The 17,397-nt window shown below is 36.5% G+C and carries 12 protein-coding genes and 1 tRNA gene; 7 read left to right on the forward strand and 6 right to left on the reverse strand.

The window, feature by feature from the left end:
* Positions 1-8: 8 nt before the first annotated feature.
* From MCQ_RS07915 to MCQ_RS07925, 3 genes are all read right to left on the reverse strand, one after another.
* The gene (locus MCQ_RS07915; protein ID WP_006924654.1) at positions 9-797 is read right to left on the reverse strand and encodes a cytochrome c biogenesis CcdA family protein; all 789 of its coding nucleotides are present in this window, start codon (positions 795-797) and stop codon (positions 9-11) included.
* A 46-nt stretch (positions 798-843) separates the two neighbouring features.
* Positions 844-1,812: a carboxypeptidase-like regulatory domain-containing protein gene (locus MCQ_RS07920; protein ID WP_006924655.1), complete on the reverse strand. Its 969-nt coding sequence runs from the start codon at positions 1,810-1,812 to the stop codon at positions 844-846.
* Positions 1,813-1,873: 61 nt separating this feature from the next.
* A complete protein-coding gene (locus tag MCQ_RS07925) occupies positions 1,874-2,197 on the reverse strand; it encodes a HesB/IscA family protein (RefSeq protein WP_006924656.1) in 324 nt (107 codons plus the stop codon).
* 108 nt (positions 2,198-2,305) lie between these two features.
* Between MCQ_RS07925 and MCQ_RS07930 the strand changes: the two genes are divergently transcribed.
* The 3 genes from MCQ_RS07930 (at position 2,306) to MCQ_RS07940 (ending at position 7,977) form a co-directional block, all read left to right on the forward strand.
* Entirely contained in the window at positions 2,306-3,508 is a 1,203-nt protein-coding gene (locus MCQ_RS07930) for a deoxyguanosinetriphosphate triphosphohydrolase (RefSeq protein WP_006924657.1), read from the forward strand.
* 30 nt (positions 3,509-3,538) lie between these two features.
* Positions 3,539-5,296 carry an arginine--tRNA ligase gene (gene argS, locus MCQ_RS07935; RefSeq protein WP_006924658.1) on the forward strand — a complete coding sequence of 586 codons (1,758 nt, stop codon included), beginning with the start codon at positions 3,539-3,541 and terminating at the stop codon, positions 5,294-5,296.
* Between the two features lie 173 nt (positions 5,297-5,469).
* Entirely contained in the window at positions 5,470-7,977 is a 2,508-nt protein-coding gene (locus MCQ_RS07940; RefSeq protein ID WP_181461086.1) for an SPOR domain-containing protein, read from the forward strand.
* Positions 7,978-8,085: 108 nt separating this feature from the next.
* Here the strand turns inward: MCQ_RS07940 and MCQ_RS07945 are convergent, their stop codons facing one another.
* The gene (locus MCQ_RS07945; RefSeq protein ID WP_006924660.1) at positions 8,086-8,430 is read right to left on the reverse strand and encodes a hypothetical protein; all 345 of its coding nucleotides are present in this window, start codon (positions 8,428-8,430) and stop codon (positions 8,086-8,088) included.
* Positions 8,431-8,736: 306 nt separating this feature from the next.
* Here MCQ_RS07945 and MCQ_RS07950 point away from each other — a divergent pair, with 306 nt between their 5' ends.
* A complete protein-coding gene (locus MCQ_RS07950) occupies positions 8,737-9,843 on the forward strand; it encodes a branched-chain amino acid aminotransferase (RefSeq protein WP_006924661.1) in 1,107 nt (368 codons plus the stop codon).
* 125 nt (positions 9,844-9,968) lie between these two features.
* On the opposite strand, the gene glpX is transcribed toward MCQ_RS07950, so the two are convergent.
* Both glpX and MCQ_RS07960 read right to left on the reverse strand, forming a co-directional pair.
* On the reverse strand, positions 9,969-10,955 hold the full coding sequence (gene glpX / locus MCQ_RS07955; protein WP_006924662.1) for a class II fructose-bisphosphatase: 987 nt from the start codon (positions 10,953-10,955) through the stop codon (positions 9,969-9,971).
* A gap of 147 nt (positions 10,956-11,102) precedes the next feature.
* On the reverse strand, positions 11,103-12,413 hold the full coding sequence (locus MCQ_RS07960) for a homoserine dehydrogenase (protein ID WP_006924663.1): 1,311 nt from the start codon (positions 12,411-12,413) through the stop codon (positions 11,103-11,105).
* A gap of 1,644 nt (positions 12,414-14,057) precedes the next feature.
* On the opposite strand from MCQ_RS07960, the gene MCQ_RS07965 reads away from it, so the two are divergent.
* From MCQ_RS07965 to MCQ_RS07975, 3 genes are all read left to right on the forward strand, one after another.
* Positions 14,058-14,132 (forward strand) — tRNA-Glu (locus MCQ_RS07965).
* Positions 14,133-14,633: 501 nt separating this feature from the next.
* Positions 14,634-15,848, forward strand: a complete 1,215-nt coding sequence (locus tag MCQ_RS07970) for an NADP-dependent isocitrate dehydrogenase (RefSeq protein ID WP_006924664.1) — start codon at positions 14,634-14,636, stop codon at positions 15,846-15,848.
* A gap of 119 nt (positions 15,849-15,967) precedes the next feature.
* Positions 15,968-17,395, forward strand: coding sequence for an MFS transporter (locus MCQ_RS07975; protein ID WP_006924665.1), 1,428 nt, complete (start codon positions 15,968-15,970; stop codon positions 17,393-17,395).
* The last annotated feature ends 2 nt before the right edge of the window (positions 17,396-17,397 follow it).

Here is a 17,397-nt window from a genome sequence, read left to right on the forward strand (position 1 = left end):
ACACAAAATTAACGAGAAAAACCAAAGAAGTTTGTAACATCATGCCAACGAATAGCTTCAACATTACTCAATAAAGGAAAATTTTCTAAAAGCCAAAATGAAAGATCCTGCATAGAACCCGTCAAAAACAAAACACCTGTAATAATTAGAAAAATACCAATAATCCTTTCAATTTTTCCCAAATGAACACGAAAAATTCCTAAAAATCTCATAAAGCTGCTCGAAAATAGAGCTGCTAACACAAAAGGCACTCCGAGACCTAACGCATAAATTGCTAAAAGAAGTGCTCCTTCACCGACAGTTTCTTTTGTTCCAGCAAGTGTTATAATAGGTCCCAAAATTGGACCAATACACGGTGTCCAACCGAATGCAAAAGCTAAACCAATAATATAAGCCCCTAAAGGTCCAGCAGGGATTTTGCGCATCTGAAACCGCACTTCACGAAATAAAAAACCAATTTTAAAAATACCTAAAAAATTTAAACCAAAAATGATAATGATAATTCCAGCAGCAATCGCAAACCAATCACGATAAGAACCGATGAACTTGCCAAGTGTACTCGCACTAGCACCTAAAGCAACAAAAACAGTTGTAAAACCAAATACAAAAGAAATGACAGAAAATAAAAGTGCTAAGCGTACAAGCGCTTTTCCCTTCCATTTTTCTGAAAGAAAATCATCAATACCAACACCTGCCATATAGCATAAATAGGGAGGAACCAACGGCAAAACACACGGCGATAAAAAAGACAATGCACCAGCAAAAAACACACTAAATGCAGAAAACTCTAAAACCAAAATCTTATATCCACTTTTAATTACAGTTTATATTCATAAATAATCGTCAATCCATTGAATCATCAACTCTCTGTATATTTTTCATATCTGCTATCACACTCACATCTTCATCATGACCAGAAACGACGGAAAAAAACCTTTGGTAAATCTGATCTTTATTTTTAGCAATCGCAATATAATCACCCTCAACTAATACCAGTGAAACATAAGCACCAACAGTTTCATAAATGATATCACCAGAATCGTTGGTAATAGACCAACTTGTATCTGCTAATGCTTCGCCTCCTTCCTGACGTACCAACTTTAAGACGATTTGAGCTGCTTGATGTTCAAGACTTACTTCAGTAATTTTACCTGCATCCACCTGTATGTCTGAACGAACAATCGCATTAATGGAACCATATTGGGAAGCAACATGATAGTGACCCGCTTTCAAACGCACAATAGACCGTGGTTTAACATTTGACAAAATCACACCCGTATCATCATTTTCTTTTGCATCCTCATATATCGTAAAACGGAGTTCTTTTTCGTTGATTGTACCGTTAAGCAGTGTAGCATTTAAAATAACACCACCAGCATCAAGAGTAAAATTTTTGGTAAGACGCTGTCCATTTTCTAAATTTACACGTTGCACCACACTTGCATGACCAAATGAGACATGAACAAGATAGCTCCCCGGATCTAAATCAAAACGCGCACTTCCTCCCTCAAACGTGGCAATTAATGGTAATTTGTTATCAGCCCCCAGGATGGGTGCATAAATCCGCCATACAAGCCCTTTCATAATCTCTTCGCTGTTTTTTGTAAGTCGAGCATGCAGTATTAGCTCGGTCTGAGAAACGAAATTTTCTTTTTCAGGATTTTGAGATTTTAAAATAAAACTTGTTGGTTGTTTTTGTTTATGATTTCGCCCCTCCACCCCCTCAGAAAAAGCATAACCGCTCCAAATCAAAGAGATGAATGTCACGCATAACCATAAGGATCGATACAATATTTTTTTTAAAATGCCCATTTTTGCATTGTTGACTAAAGTAATAATCTTTTCAAGAAGCAATATTATAAAGTTACCATTTCTAAATTGAAAAACTCACACCGCACCCACACGATGAAACAGCATTTGGATTACGAATCTGGAAAGACTGCCCCATAAGATCGTCAATAAAATCAATTTCAGCCCCTTCCATAAAGGGGAGAGATACTGAATCAATCAATACAATTGCCCCATCTTTTTTGAGGATCAGATCATCCTCTCTACTTTCAGAAACCAAATCGTATTTATAAGAAAAACCAGAGCACCCACCGCCTTCAACGGAAATGCGTAAACCTATTTTATCGGGTTTATCCAAAAGTATCTGTGCAATTCGCTTTGCAGCAACATTTGAAATATTCACACTCATTTTTCATATATCCTTGCATTACATTGTCAAGAAAGAGTATCCCCAATAAATAGAGGTTTATGAACAATAAACCAATCTAAATTTACGATGAGAATAGACAGCTTACAAATGGATATAAGCAATATAAATTACAATTACCAATCTCGAGCAATATATAGCGCTAACCCACAAAAAAGCCGTGGCAGGCTTTTCCAAGAAACTGTGAGTACCACACGGTCACCTTTTCAACGAGATAGAGATCGTATTATTCATTCTAATGCATTTCGACGTCTTAAACATAAAACTCAAGTGTTTATTGCTGATGAAAGTGATCATTACCGTACACGACTGACACACTCGATAGAGGTTTCTCAAATTGCAAGGACATTAGCCCGCGCACTATGTCTTGATGAAGATCTTGCCGAAGCCATTGCCCTTGTTCACGACTTTGGGCATACGCCTTTTGGCCACGCAGGAGAAGATGCCCTCAACGAAGCAATGGCACATTATGGCGGCTTTGATCATAATGCACAAGCGTTACGCATTGTTACGAAACTGGAACAGCGCTATCCAAATTTTGATGGACTTAACCTTACTTGGGAAACACTCGAAGGACTTGTGAAGCATAACGGGCCCCTTTTAGGTCCTTATGCTAAGAGTAAAGATGTTCCTATCGATATTTTGCATTATAATGGAAAGCAAGATCTTGAGCTTGGATGCTTTCCTGGACTAGAAGCACAATGTGCCGCTATTTCTGATGATATTGCTTATAATGCTCATGATATTGATGATGGTTTACGTTCACACTTTTTAATGATTGATCAATTCGAAAACATTCCACTAACCGCATCATTATTAAAAGATATAAAACAAGACTATCCACAACTCGATAAAACTAGACGTGGCTACGAATTAGTGCGTAGACAAATAACAACCATGGTTGAAGATGTTATTAAACAATCACAAGAAAACTTGACACGCATTAAACCAACAAGCATAAATGATGTTCATCAAGCAGGACAAACCATTGTTACCTTTTCGCCAACAATGACCGTTCATGAAAAAGAATTGAAGGATTTTCTCTTTAAAAATCTTTATTATCATGATCAAGTTCTTAATCGCCGTAATAAAGCAAAATGCATTGTACAAAAATTATTCGACTATTATTATCAGAATCCTGATGTAATGCCTGAAAGTTGGCACAGCAAAACAGCACACTTAACAGATCAAGAGTTAGCACGTCTCATTGCTGACTTTCTATCAGGTATGACCGATCACTATGCTTTACGTGAATATCACCGTTTATTTGACCATACAGATAATTTCGTTTAACTGATTGCGAACACACTATGGAAGTTAAATATGAATGTCTTTAAAAACTTCGAGAAAAAAATTAAAAAATTAATTGAATTATCTGATATAAAAGGAAAAAATGGGGAAGATTTAGATTTATCAAAACTCACCGTTGATCCCCCGCGCGATTCTTCACATGGGCATTTATCAACCAATGCTGCTATGGTGCTTGCCAAATCTGTTGGGCTTAATCCACGTACACTTGCAGAAAAGATCATAGAACTTCTCAGAAATGATTCCTCTATCGACAGTATTAATGTTGCCGGCCCTGGATTTATTAACGTCAAGCTTACAAAATCATTTTGGCAAGATGCAATAAAAACGATGCTTGAAACAGGCATATCTTACGGCCGTATTCCAATGGGACAGAAAAAACGCATTAATGTTGAATATGTATCAGCAAATCCGACAGGTCCAATGCATGTAGGACACTGCCGTGGTGCTGTTGTTGGCGATGTTCTCTCCAATTTGCTACAATTTGTTGGCTACAGCATTACAAAAGAATATTACATCAATGATGCCGGGAAACAAATCGAAATACTTGCCCACTCCGTATTGTTGCGTTATCGTGAAGCTCTTGGACAAAAAATTAATGAAATTCCAGAAGGACTCTATCCTGGGGAATATTTGATACCATTGGGGCAAACGCTTGCTCAAGAATTTGGCGACCAATTACTCACTATGGATAAAGATGAAGCTTTATCTATCGTGAAAGATCGTGCAATTGATGCAATGATGTCAATGATCCGCGAAGATTTGGCTGCCCTTAATATTTATCATGATATCTTTTTTTCTGAGCGGATGCTTTATGCAGATAACGCGCGAGCCATACGCAGCACGATTAACGATCTCACTTTAAAGGGCTATATCTACAAAGGAAAACTTCCATCTCCAAAAGGACAAAATATAGAAGACTGGGAACCAAGCGAACAAACTTTATTCCGTTCAACTGATGTTGGAGATGATCAGGATCGTGTCTTAGTTAAATCTGATGGTTCTTATACTTATTTTGCTGCTGACGTTGCTTATTTTCGCGATAAATTCAATCGTCATTTTGATGAAATGATTTATATTCTAGGTGCAGATCACGCTGGTTATGTAAAACGGCTAGAAGCAATGGCGGAAGCGATTTCCGGTGATAAAGCCAAATTAAGCGTTTTCTTATGTCAATTGGTAAAACTCTTTCGCAACGGTCAACCTGTACGCATGTCAAAAAGAGCAGGATCATTTGTCACGCTGCGTGATGTTGTAGAAGAAGTTGGCCGTGATCCAGTGCGTTTTATGATGCTGTACCGTAAATGTGAAGCACCTCTTGATTTTGATTTTGCAAAAGTGACAGAACAATCAAAAGATAACCCCATCTTTTATGTACAATATGCAAGTGCACGTTGTCACTCAGTCTTTCGTCAAGCGCGAGAAATTCTTCATATTGAAAATATATCAAATGACAAATTGATTGCGCATCTTAACCGATTAACAAACGATAATGAAATATCCTTAATACGCAAACTTTCTGAATATCCACGTATTATTGAACAGTCCGTAATTCATAAAGAACCGCATCGATTGGCATTTTATCTCTACGACCTTGCTTCTAATTTTCACGCCCATTGGAATAAAGGAAGTGATAATCCTGGTTTACGCTTTATTCAGCCTGATGATAAGCAACTCTCTTTTGCTAGATTGGGATTGATACAAGCCATTATAAATATTTTATCATCAGGACTTGCAATTGTAGGAATCGAAGCAGCAACAGAAATGCGTTGAAAAAGTTCTCCAAATACATAAAATGAATGCTTTATTGATAAACTTTTTCGTGTATCCTTATCACAGAAGGGGGAAATTTATAATTTTAAAAATATAATAAATCATAATTAACCATTTATTGCACGCAAATGCAAATATTGCACGCAAATGCAGATCATCATGTGAGAAAAGCTATGAGCGATAAAGATCGCAAAAATCCGCACGAAATAAAAAAGGATCACGAACACCATGATCCTTTAGAGGCACTTACGCGAATTTTAAATCCAGACAAACAAAGCAACAATCAAATAGATCAGGCTTCCTTACAATCTGATCAATCAATATCTCAGCCCCCTAAAACTTCATTCCAAAATGATGATTTTGATTTATCTTTTCTAGAAGCGGAACTTGAAAATAATTTAACAAATAACTTGCCATTTGATGATCAAAAGAAGCAATGGAACTTACACGAAACGAACAATGAACAAACTTCAGCTTTTGCGCCAGCAGCTGCTTTTAACCGCTCAAAACAAAAGAATTTTTTATCTGAAGAGATACATTCTTCATCTATTAATAACGATGAAGAACAAATTTTAGATGCGCTTTCTCCATTACCTATTCAAAAGAATCAACCACCTCAAAATAAAATAGAATCAACCAGCGCTCATCCCTTTTTTGAAAAAGGTAATTTTAGTGCACAATCAGAAGATTTCTTTTTTGATGAATCTGATATAGACAATAATAATAGAGTTGCTACAGAACCTGCTCAACAAGTCAACTGTTTCTCACAAACAACCGCACCACAATCGAATAATACGCATATACAACAAAGTTATGATGACAATCAAAACATCAATGATACTGCCATAAACTATCCATATCAAGTTTCGACTGATCAAGAAAATTGGGTTGAAGAATATTATAGCAATGTTTCAAATCCTTCCATGGTTGCAAACACTAGATTTTCATCTAATGAATCAAAAAATGATTTCCCATCAGCTTTGCATTCAACACAAATCGAAAAACCGTCTGATTTAAAAGATTTCTCACAACAGGGACCTCTTACCAATCATCCTCAATTTTACGGAGAGAAATTCTTAGAAGAAGAAGTTTATGCTGCAAAAACCCCTAAATATGGTGATGCACAAACCCAATATATCGATAATGCTGAAAATATCTCTGATCAAAACAATCAAAAAGAGGTTCCGTATAATCAAAACAATTTAAATGATATGCACCCCTCATCAGAAATCCTTAGTACGACACAAAAGGGTAATTTCTTTGCTCATAACTATACGCACAGGGATACGCCTCCTCCAAATGTTGACACTTATCAATTTGCGGAGGAAATCGTAGAAAAAACTGGACCAATTATGGTTCCAAAAGTCCCGTATGAAACCCCAGAATATGACGTACCTACTGATGGTTTGAAAGAAGAATTCTCTGATGTACTCAATGTAGGAAATGTTCTAGCAGAAGATTTTTCGAGGCAAAAACAGCAAAATAATGAAGTCTTCAATGAAATTTTTCATCAAACCATGCAAGCTCCAACAGAAGATGTGTATATCAATTCCCAAGAGCAGAATGCCGATTATTCCTCCACCAGTGATATGGGTTATAATTACTCCTCTTTTACCGAGAATTCACCATACAGAGACAGAGATGAAATTACCAAGGATATATCAAGCACTCCACCCTTAAAAAGTTTTATTTTTGGTAAAAATTTTACCACAAGTATTATTCTTCTTGTCTTGATAGGAATTGGATTTTTCGGTTATTTTCTCTTTTTTATACCATCACAAAAAAATGAAAACACACTCATTATCCGCGCTGACGATGCGCCTTTCAAAGTCAAACAAGAATCAACTGAAACGAAAAATGATGCTGCACATAATTTAGATGTTTATAAACAAACAACTGGACAAGATGCAAAACAAGAAAATACGCAACAGTTTCTTATTGATAATTCTGAGCCTCCTGAGGATTTAGCAGCATTAAATAAGCAGGAATCTACAAATATTTCATCCTCTTCTCTTGATGAAACTGATGTTGAAGACGCAGTAACAGAAGCTATCAATCATACAATTCCAACACAAGAAGTACAAACTGTTATTGTAAAACAAGATGGCACAGTTGTACTAGCAGCACCGACACATCACATAGATAAAAAAAATGCTGATGAACATGAAGAAACAATTGATCAAGCTACTGTAGATCAACTTCAAGATACTCCCCCAGTTTCTTCGCAACTTTCCAATACAAACAATAAAGAAATAGAACATAATCTTACGAGTGATATTGATAAAATAATCACTGAAAACAGTTCTATTTCTAATATTGAGGAAAAAGTTAAAAAATTATCTATACCAATTCCTTCGTATGGAAAATTTAATTCAGAAGTACAAACACATGTTACTTCTCGATCAACCCCGCCCCACCGAACAGCCACACAAAATTCAGAAAATTATTACGTACAACTTGCATCCCAACCAACCTATGCGCTAGCTAAAGATTCTTTGAAAAACATGAAGTCTAAATTTGGCTTCCTTATCGGCGCTCGTCCTTTAAATATTCAATCTGCCCTTATACAAGGAAAAGGAACCTATTACCGTGTTCGCATTCAAACACAAAACCGTAATGAAGCGATAACTCTTTGTGAAGACATAAAAAGTTCTGGGGGAAGTTGCTTCATCACGCGCTAATCAAATAATGCAACAGTTTTCAAAACCATTGCATTATTTATTTCACTGTCAATTAATTAACTTTAGAAGTTTAATTTATTAGATTTTTCCTAGCTCATGCACTTGAAATCATTTCACTTCTTGACCTATGCTTGGCTGAATTCTTTCCTCTGAAGAATTTTGTTCATCAAATAAAGGTGAAGTTGTACCTTTATAGGGATAAGGCATTGGAGATACCGGATTTAAATCTTTTTTCGGACTTGTTACCGTTTCACTCGATTTTGTAGTATTATAGTGAGATACATGTTCGGGGGATTTTTCAAAAAGAGATCCTAAAAAACCGAAAATAAACCAAATAATAAAAAGCCCAAGAAGAATAGCAAAGATACCTTTACCAAACGAATTGTACTTTTCACGATCTGTTTTATCTACAACTTTATATTTCTCGTGTACTGGGTAATTTCTATCAATCATAGCGAATTCCTTTTCTTAATTCCTCTGCCTTTAGTTCTAGAGGATATATGCATCGAAATTATTCAAGTGCTTATTTTGAAAAACGATAAACATGTATAAAGGTTCCAGCTTACTTGATAAAATTTAAGGAAAAAGAGCATGAAAACAGAGTGAAAAAATATCTATCAATAGCCTTTGATTTGAATTCTGTAATAAAACATTGACACAAAGGAATTGCTAATCATAATAAAATTATAATAAAAATATCTCATTATTTTTCTAAGTAGAAAGCATATAGAATAAAGCACTCCCCAAAAGGTTTTAGTTATGAAATCCTCAACATCATCGCTTCCGTTTAAAATAGAAAAACACCCATCTCCTCTACCAGATGAGAACCGTGAAGAAATTCTAAAAAGTCCTGGTTTTGGTCATTTTTTTACAGATCATATGTGTACCATTCAATGGACTGAAAACAAAGGGTGGCATAATGCTCTTATTTCTGCCCACAAACCTTTAGAAATTAGCCCAGCAAGTACCGTTTTGCATTATGCGCAAGAAATTTTTGAGGGTTTAAAAGCCTATCGTGCGAAAGATGGACGTATTTTGCTATTCCGGCCAGATGCCAATGCACAACGTTTTATAGAATCAGCAAAACGATTAGCTATGCCAGAATTGCCAAAGGATATCTTTTTAGATGCAATCAATCAATTGGTAAAAATTGATCAGAAATGGGTTTCTGGTTTTCCAAATGCTAGCCTCTACATACGCCCATTCATGTTTGGCAATGAAAACTTTTTGGGAGTTCGCCCTTCTAAAGAATACATTTTCTGTATTATAGCATCTCCAGTTGAATCATATTTTAAAGGAGAAGAAAAATCTATTAGCGTATGGATCGAAACAGATTATAGCCGTGCCGGTCCAGGAGGCACAGGCGCTGCCAAATGTGGTGGAAACTATGCAGCAGGCTTACTTGCACAAAACAGTGCAACACAAAACAATTGTAGCCAAGTGCTCTTCCTCGATATGGTTGAAAATAAGTGGATTGAAGAACTTGGCGGCATGAATGTTTGCTTTATTATGGCAAATAATACACTTGTAACACCTGCACTTAATGGCACTATTCTTCCAGGAATAACCCGTGATTCAATCTTAAAGCTAACGCAAAAAATGGGATTAACGATAGAAGAACGTCCTTATTCTTTTGAATCATTCAAAGAAGATGCACGCAGTGGTTACCTTAAAGAAGCCTTTGCTTGTGGTACAGCCGCCGTTATCACGTCAATCGGCCGTTTCAAATACAAAAATGGTGAATTCATTATCGGAAATGAAATGATTGGTGAGGTTACAAAACAACTTCGTACACAGCTGGTTGACCTTCAAAAAGGCAATATAGAAGATAAAAATAGCTGGATACATTCTGTCCAGCTGTCATGACAATAAAATATTCCTAACCATATCGTCAATGCTTCCATGAAGGCATCTTTTAGAGCTTTTATGGAAGCGTATCTCTTCTAAAAACGATATTCTTTTACTTTTAATGAATTCAAAGGAAAAAGGCACTAACCAAATTTTGAATGGTCTCTATGCTGGGCTTTGATATTACGGATTGTACCGGTATGTGAACGCATTACAAGCGTTTCCGTTTGAATATAACGAGGGGTAAATTTAACACCAGAAAGCATATTACCATCCGTTACACCTGTCGCAGAAAACAATACATCCCCTTTTGCCATTTCTTCTATTGTATAAACTTTATTGGGGTTATCGATTCCCATTTTCGCTGCACGTGCGATTTTTTCTTCTGTATCAAGCTGCAAACGTCCTTGCATTTGCCCACCAATACAACGCAAAGCCGCAGCAGCTAACACGCCCTCTGGAGCCCCACCAATCCCCATATAAATATCAATACCCGTTTCATCTGGATCAGTTGTATCAATAACAGCAGCCACATCACCATCACCAATTAAACGAATTGATGCCCCTGTCGCTCGCACTTCCTCAATTAATTTCTCGTGACGAGGTCGTTCCATAATACAAACAGTAACCTGATTAACAGCCACTCCCTTAGCTTTTGCAAGGGCATGAATATTATCAGTAGGATGAGCATCTATATCAACAACCCCCTTTGGATAACCAGGACCAATAGCAATTTTTTTCATATAAACATCAGGAGCATAAAGTAAGTTACCCTTTTCAGCGATTGCAACCACAGCTAAAGAGTTCGCAAGATTTTTAGCACAAATTGTTGTTCCCTCCAGTGGGTCAAGTGCGATATCAATCGCCAGCCCATTTTGAAGACCTACTTTCTCTCCAATATAAAGCATAGGAGCTTCATCGCGCTCACCTTCTCCAATCACGACTGTACCATCAATAGGCAACCGATTAAGCTCCTGACGCATTGCATCTACAGCAGCTTGATCAGCAGCCTTTTCATCACCACGCCCGCGCCACCGTGCAGCTGCAACAGCAGCACGTTCAGTTACACGTACCAATTCAAGCGTTAAAATACGATCCAGTCCATTTAAAGCATTCCGAGTTGTGGGCATATGAAAAATCCTACTAAAAGAGCACTAGCCAGAGATACTAGCATTTATTACTAAATATTAAGAAGAAAGCTTTTGGCAAAGATGAGAACTTTCCACAAGAGAAAAGCATTCAAGCTTCCTTTGCTATTCTAAAACAAATTATTCATTTTATGCTATAGGTTCGATACGAATGAATTGAGATTTTGCAACAAGATGACCATCTTTTTCAATTGCTGCAAGCGCTTGTTGTACATTCACTTCCGTTGTTTCATGGGTTATTAAAATAATTGTTTTTACAATCTGACTTTCTACAAAAGGCCTTTGAACAATTGACTCTAATGAAATGTCATTATCAGCCATATGCCTTGCAACCGCTGCAAAAACACCAGCGCGATCATGAACATTCAAACGAATAAAATAACCACCCGCATGATGAGAAATACGCGCTTTTTTATGAGGAGTAAGCCCCAATGCCGGACTTCCTAAAACAGGTGCATACTGAAAACCAGGACGTGCTTTCGCTATATCAGCTAAATCACCAATAACCGCTGATGCTGTTGCGGCTCCTCCAGCACCAGGACCAGAAAACAATAATTCACCTAATAAGTCGCTTTGAATAGAAAGAGCATTAGTCACACCATGAATCTGCGCAATCATCGATGATGTTGGTACCATTGTTGGGTGAACACGTTGCTCGATTCCGGAATCGGTTTTCAATGCAACTCCTAAAAGCTTAATTCGATATCCTAATTCATCAGCTGCACGGATATCAATCTGTGAAATATTGCTAATCCCTTCAACGTAAACATCATCTAACGAAATCGTCGTTCCAAATGCCAAACTTGTTAACAAAGCTAATTTATGAGCGGTATCATTCCCCCCAATATCAAAAGTTGGATCAGCTTCAGCATACCCACGCCTCTGCGCATCTATCAAACAATCCTTAAATGAAAGACCTTCAGTTAACATGCGTGTTAATATATAATTGCAGGTTCCATTGAGAATGCCATAAATCCGAGATATATGATTACCGGAAAGCGATTCTCTCATTGCTTTGATCACAGGAATTCCACCTGCAACGGCAGCTTCAAAATTAAGAAACACGCCTTTCTTTTCTGCACTTATAGCAAATTCCACCCCATATCGAGCCAAAAGCGCTTTGTTGGCAGTAACAACATGATGGCCCACCTCGAGCGCCTTCTTAACAGCTGTATATACGATATCTAATTCACCACCAATTAACTCAACAAAAACATCAATCTCATCAGAAGCAGCCATCTCCACAGGTGAATCAAACCATTTGACATCACTCAAATCAATTCCACGATTACGATCTTTATCACGCGCACTCACAGCAACAATTTTTATGGGGCGTCCACAGTGGCAAGCTAAACTATTTGCCTTTTCACGTAAAATCCGAATAACTGAAGTACCAACCGTACCGAGACCTCCAATGCCAACTTTTAAAGCTTCTGCCATTGTTCTAACTGCCTATCTCTTATCTTCACTGAAAAAATATTTAAATTGCGCGCAACACGGCAAAAATGATACCTATTAACAATCAATACAGACGTACTTATCGCTTTTATGAGCTATAAAATAATCTCTAGCACAATGATATTCGCTCGTTCAATCAAAAGCTCTAAAGAATATAAATATCTGTATTTGAAAGACTAAGCACCGATATTTATATCGTTGTTTGAGAAATTATTCATTGAATACATCCCCCTAATCATTAAGGATTCTGTTGCTTTTTATACGTTTTTAAAATCGTTACAATATAAAAATTTTCACTATTTAAGCCCCCCTACTCCCTGAGTACACTCCATATCAAAGTAGTAATCATAAAATTTTTGTTTTATGTACAACGCAATCCTAGAATATTATAAATTAATATCAAAAATAACGTTGATACTTGCAAAACCCAAACAGTTAATATTAACTGATCATCAACACTTTAAAATATTGGCAAATTACGATTGCACGCACCTAAATCAACTATCCGCATAATAGCTGCCTTATGATATGTATTTCCCTTCATTAAACTAAATGAATCATAGCTTTACCATAGAGGTAGCTTTCACACGATCACATCATTTATTAGCAACCCAATAAGTATTATCAATTTCAATTAAAATATTGATTTATAAATATAAATAATATTTTGTAACTTGAATAAGACTCCCAAATATCGTATGATTCTCTCATTTCAAACCTGCCTATGATGAATCAATCAAAACCATTTCTTGCACGTCACAAGCAGAGCTGATATGTGAGCAAAAACACTTAAAGAAAGGCATAAATATATCTCTTATGAACCGTCTCATGCAAGAGAAGTTGCAACATAGGGAGCTGGCCAAGAGTATGATGATCCTAGCTTGCACCTTCATAAGCGTGAAGATGTTGGTAAACAACGAATTTAACATTATACCATTCGCAAGCACTATTATAAAATAGCTCGGGGTGTCCTGAGAGATGTTTCTTAAAAAAGTGCGTAAATGTGCAACACAATGATGTTCTCTTTGTGAGAGATAAAAGCGTACAGCAATGCATAGTATTGATTATTTAAAAGACATTGCTTTAGATTTTTTGAAAATCGTAAAACTGAATTAAAGGATGATGGTAAAAATGGAAGTTGGTTTTCACCTTTATAGCTTCATATTCTCCCCCAATTAGGCTGTCTAACCGTTTCAGAAATTACGCAAACAGATATACGCAATACTTTGTCGGTAAATTAATCTGAAGTGTTTTTTTGCTTTACCAAAAATCCTAAATAAGAAAAGCCACACTTTTCCACATATACATCGCATAATAATCAATAAAATATTACTCAAAAATTCAGCATATCAAAACTGCTGATTTTATCTCTTTCTTCTATTTATCAAATCAGAAAGATCAAAGATAGCATTCGATTACTGCAGTGTTAACATAAAATCTTTCTATCAATCGTGATAACTGTTCTCTATATTTTCTCACGCAAAAATTTAAGAAACAAAATAATCCAGATAAAAGTAACAGCAACATACTCAAAAATAATTTAATAAAATACGTTTTTTTAAAAAAAAATCACGCAGAGGGCTTGCGAAGTAAAAAGATCCTCTCTATAAGCCTGATCATTGGTTTGCGCCCATCGTCTAGCGGTTAGGACGCCGCCCTTTCACGGCGGAAACAGGGGTTCAATTCCCCTTGGGCGTACCATATCCTTTTTTATTATAGATAACTTATTAATTCTGCATATTTGAAGTGAGGGATTATAAATAAAAGTGAGGGAATAGGATTTTCAAATCATACCTCTGCAAAGGTGGTGTTTTCCTTTTGCTTCGTTAAGCACTTCTAATAATGCTTTAAAGGCTTTTAAATTTTCCTCTGAACAAGCAGAAAGAAGTTTAAAGAACACGTCAACAATTTCACAATTCAACGGATTTGAAGACTTTATTGTAAAACTTGTGCGAAAGGCGTGTGATTCTTTTCTGAAGAGAAAAGCGCTGTTTTGTCTAAAGCATGTTGCTCAATGAATATCACATTGGCAAATATATTCCTTCTCTTTAAGAAAAGAGTTCCTGAATAAAATTTTATAACTTATTATATATTCTAACAATATCATATTTGAGTACTCTCTCTATCACCCCTGTTTTTACTTTTCATTATAAGCTTGAAAGTGCTATAAAAAAATATCACTTAAATGAAAAAGGACTTCTAATGATAAAGATAAAAGTGGAAAACCCCGTTGTTGAAATCGATGGGGATGAAATGACCCGTATCATCTGGAAATATATCAAGGAAAAACTAATCCATCCCTATCTCGACATTGATCTGAAGTATTATGATCTTTCCGTTGAAAATCGAGATGCAACCAATGATCAAGTAACTATCGATTCTGCTAATGCTATCAGAAAATATGGGGTTGGCATAAAATGTGCAACCATCACACCTGATGAAGCACGTGTCAAAGAATTTAACCTAAAAAAAATGTGGAAATCACCCAATGGTACAATCCGCAATATTTTAGGGGGAGTTATTTTTCGCGAACCCATTATCTGCAAAAATGTCCCACGCCTTGTTCCTAACTGGACAAAACCAATTATTATCGGACGTCACGCTTTTGGTGATCAGTATAAGGCAACTGATTTCAAATTTCCTGGCAAGGGAAAGCTAACTATTAAATTTGTTGGTGATGACAATCAAGTTATCGAACATGACGTTTTTGACGCCCCAGGTGCAGGAGTTGCAATGGCGATGTATAACCTGGATGAATCAATTCGTGACTTTGCTCGCGCATCTTTTAATTATGGACTACAGCGGAATGTTCCAGTCTATCTTTCAACAAAAAATACCATATTGAAAACTTACGATGGCCGTTTTAAAGATATCTTTCAAGAAATATTCGACGCGGAATTTAAAGCTGAATTTGAAAATCGTAACTTATATTATGAACATCGCCTCATTGATGACATGGTTGCTTCTGCACTTAAATGGTCAGGTGGTTACGTGTGGGCATGTAAAAATTATGATGGTGATGTTCAATCAGATATCGTTGCTCAAGGCTTTGGCTCCCTTGGTCTCATGACTTCTGTTCTCATGACACCCGATGGTAAAATTGTTGAAGCAGAAGCAGCACATGGTACAGTAACACGTCATTACCGCCAGCATCAAAAAAATGAAGAAACATCAACAAATTCTATTGCTTCTATTTTTGCATGGACTCGTGGACTAGCGCACCGTGCTAAACTGGATAACAATGAAAAACTTAAAAACTTTGCCACAACATTGGAAAAAGTGTGCATCAAAACTGTTGAAGAGGGCTTTATGACCAAGGATCTTGCGCTTCTAATTGGTCCTAAACAAAAATGGCTTTCTACAACAGGATTTCTCGATAAAATTGATGAAAATCTCAAAAAAGCAATGGTCAATTAAGCTGTAATTTAATTTAAATTTCAAAGCTCTACAAAAAAAGAGCTTTGAATCTTCTCTTGGCAAATTCAGAGAACTGCCTTATAAATAAAAAAGTTATCCTTTACTAAATAGAAAAAAAAGTGCAAAAACAAAGCTGGTCTACGCTTTTATTGGGTAAAAATGGTATTTATTCTTTAACGTTTACAGGCGGTGTTGCGTTACATGCCATAAACGTTTACGTTGTTATAACTATTTTACCTTCCCTTATGAATGAAATTGGCAATGAACTGTATTATTCTTGGGTAGCTACTATTTTTATTATAGCTTCACTTATTGGTACTTCCCTTGCAACAAAGATATTAGGGAAAATGGGTCCCCGTAAATCTTACGTTTTTTCTGCACTCATTTTTACCGTTGGCACCTTTATATGCAGCATTGCTTCAACTATGCCGTTATTTTTAATAGGCCGCTTTATTCAAGGATTTGGAAGTGGTTGTTTGCTATGCCTATCTTATTCGATGATACGTATTGTTTTCAATTCATCGTTATGGTCGCATGCATTAAGTATTATTTCTCTCATGTGGGGAATATCAACCTTTTTGGGACCAGCTATTGGCGGCATCTCTATACATTATGGTGTGTGGAGAGCATCTTTTTGGATTGTCGGCTCATTAGCAATAATTTTCTCACTCATAGCCCTTAAAATTTTACCAAGAGAAAATGAAAATTATATCCCAAAATCTCAACTCCCCTTCTCTCAACTCCTTACACTTATCTTATTGATTTTCATAATTTCTGCTGCGGGAACGATGAATACTACAGTTGTGCAAATCTGCGGATTAGTTATCGGGTTTAGTCTTCTCTTTGTTCTAGCCAAGATCGAAACATCTACGCGTCATCCTATGTTGCCATGCAAAACCTTTTCGTTTTCTTCTGAATTTTTTCCTCTTTATTCACTGATACTCATCATAACAACAGTAGTGTATGGCACAGAACTTTATTTTCCACTATTTCTTCAAAAGCTTCATGGACACGATCCGCTTATTGCTGGCTATATGGCAGCATTAATGAGCATTGGTTGGACATGTGGCTCTGTATCCAGTGCCGGTGCATCTGCAAAAAAAATTCCTAGCCTTATTTTATATTCCCCCATATTCAGCCTTATAGGCATGAGCATTCTTTTATGGTTTATTCCAACAGAAACTCCTAAACTAGGATATACTTTTATCATTTGCTTAGCATTGTTTTCTATCGGGATTAGTTCCGGTATAGCGTGGCCACACCTGCTAACAAGAATACTACAATGCGCTAGCGATAAAGATGCTCTGCGTGCCAGTGAGTCTCTTACCTCTGTACAACTATTTTCAATAGCTTTTAGTGCAACATTAGCAGGAACAATTACTAATCTCGCCGGTCTTTCTAATCCTGGAGGAATAACAGGAATGATTTTCGCAGCAAAGGCTCTTCTTGCGACATTTATCAGTCTTTTATTCTGTCTTGGTATTCCATTTGCCTTGCGCGTTTCCTACAACATACTAAAAAAATCAACCGAGCAATCAAATGACTAAAC

It is taken from the genome of Candidatus Bartonella washoeensis Sb944nv (genome assembly GCF_000278135.1).
GTDB lineage: Bacteria > Pseudomonadota > Alphaproteobacteria > Rhizobiales > Rhizobiaceae > Bartonella > Bartonella washoeensis.

Bases quoted from the DNA above. Each gene is read 5' to 3' on its own strand.
- MCQ_RS07920 (WP_006924655.1), bottom strand. From the start codon at position 1,812: ATGGGCATTTTAAAAAAAATATTGTATCGATCCTTATGGTTATGCGTG.
- MCQ_RS07925 (WP_006924656.1), bottom strand. From the start codon at position 2,197: ATGAGTGTGAATATTTCAAATGTTGCTGCAAAGCGAATTGCACAGATA.
- MCQ_RS07930 (WP_006924657.1), top strand. From the start codon at position 2,306: ATGGATATAAGCAATATAAATTACAATTACCAATCTCGAGCAATATAT.
- argS (WP_006924658.1), top strand. From the start codon at position 3,539: ATGAATGTCTTTAAAAACTTCGAGAAAAAAATTAAAAAATTAATTGAA.
- MCQ_RS07940 (WP_181461086.1), top strand. From the start codon at position 5,470: ATGAGCGATAAAGATCGCAAAAATCCGCACGAAATAAAAAAGGATCAC.
- MCQ_RS07945 (WP_006924660.1), bottom strand. From the start codon at position 8,430: ATGATTGATAGAAATTACCCAGTACACGAGAAATATAAAGTTGTAGAT.
- MCQ_RS07950 (WP_006924661.1), top strand. From the start codon at position 8,737: ATGAAATCCTCAACATCATCGCTTCCGTTTAAAATAGAAAAACACCCA.
- glpX (WP_006924662.1), bottom strand. From the start codon at position 10,955: ATGCCCACAACTCGGAATGCTTTAAATGGACTGGATCGTATTTTAACG.
- MCQ_RS07960 (WP_006924663.1), bottom strand. From the start codon at position 12,413: ATGGCAGAAGCTTTAAAAGTTGGCATTGGAGGTCTCGGTACGGTTGGT.
- MCQ_RS07970 (WP_006924664.1), top strand. From the start codon at position 14,634: ATGATAAAGATAAAAGTGGAAAACCCCGTTGTTGAAATCGATGGGGAT.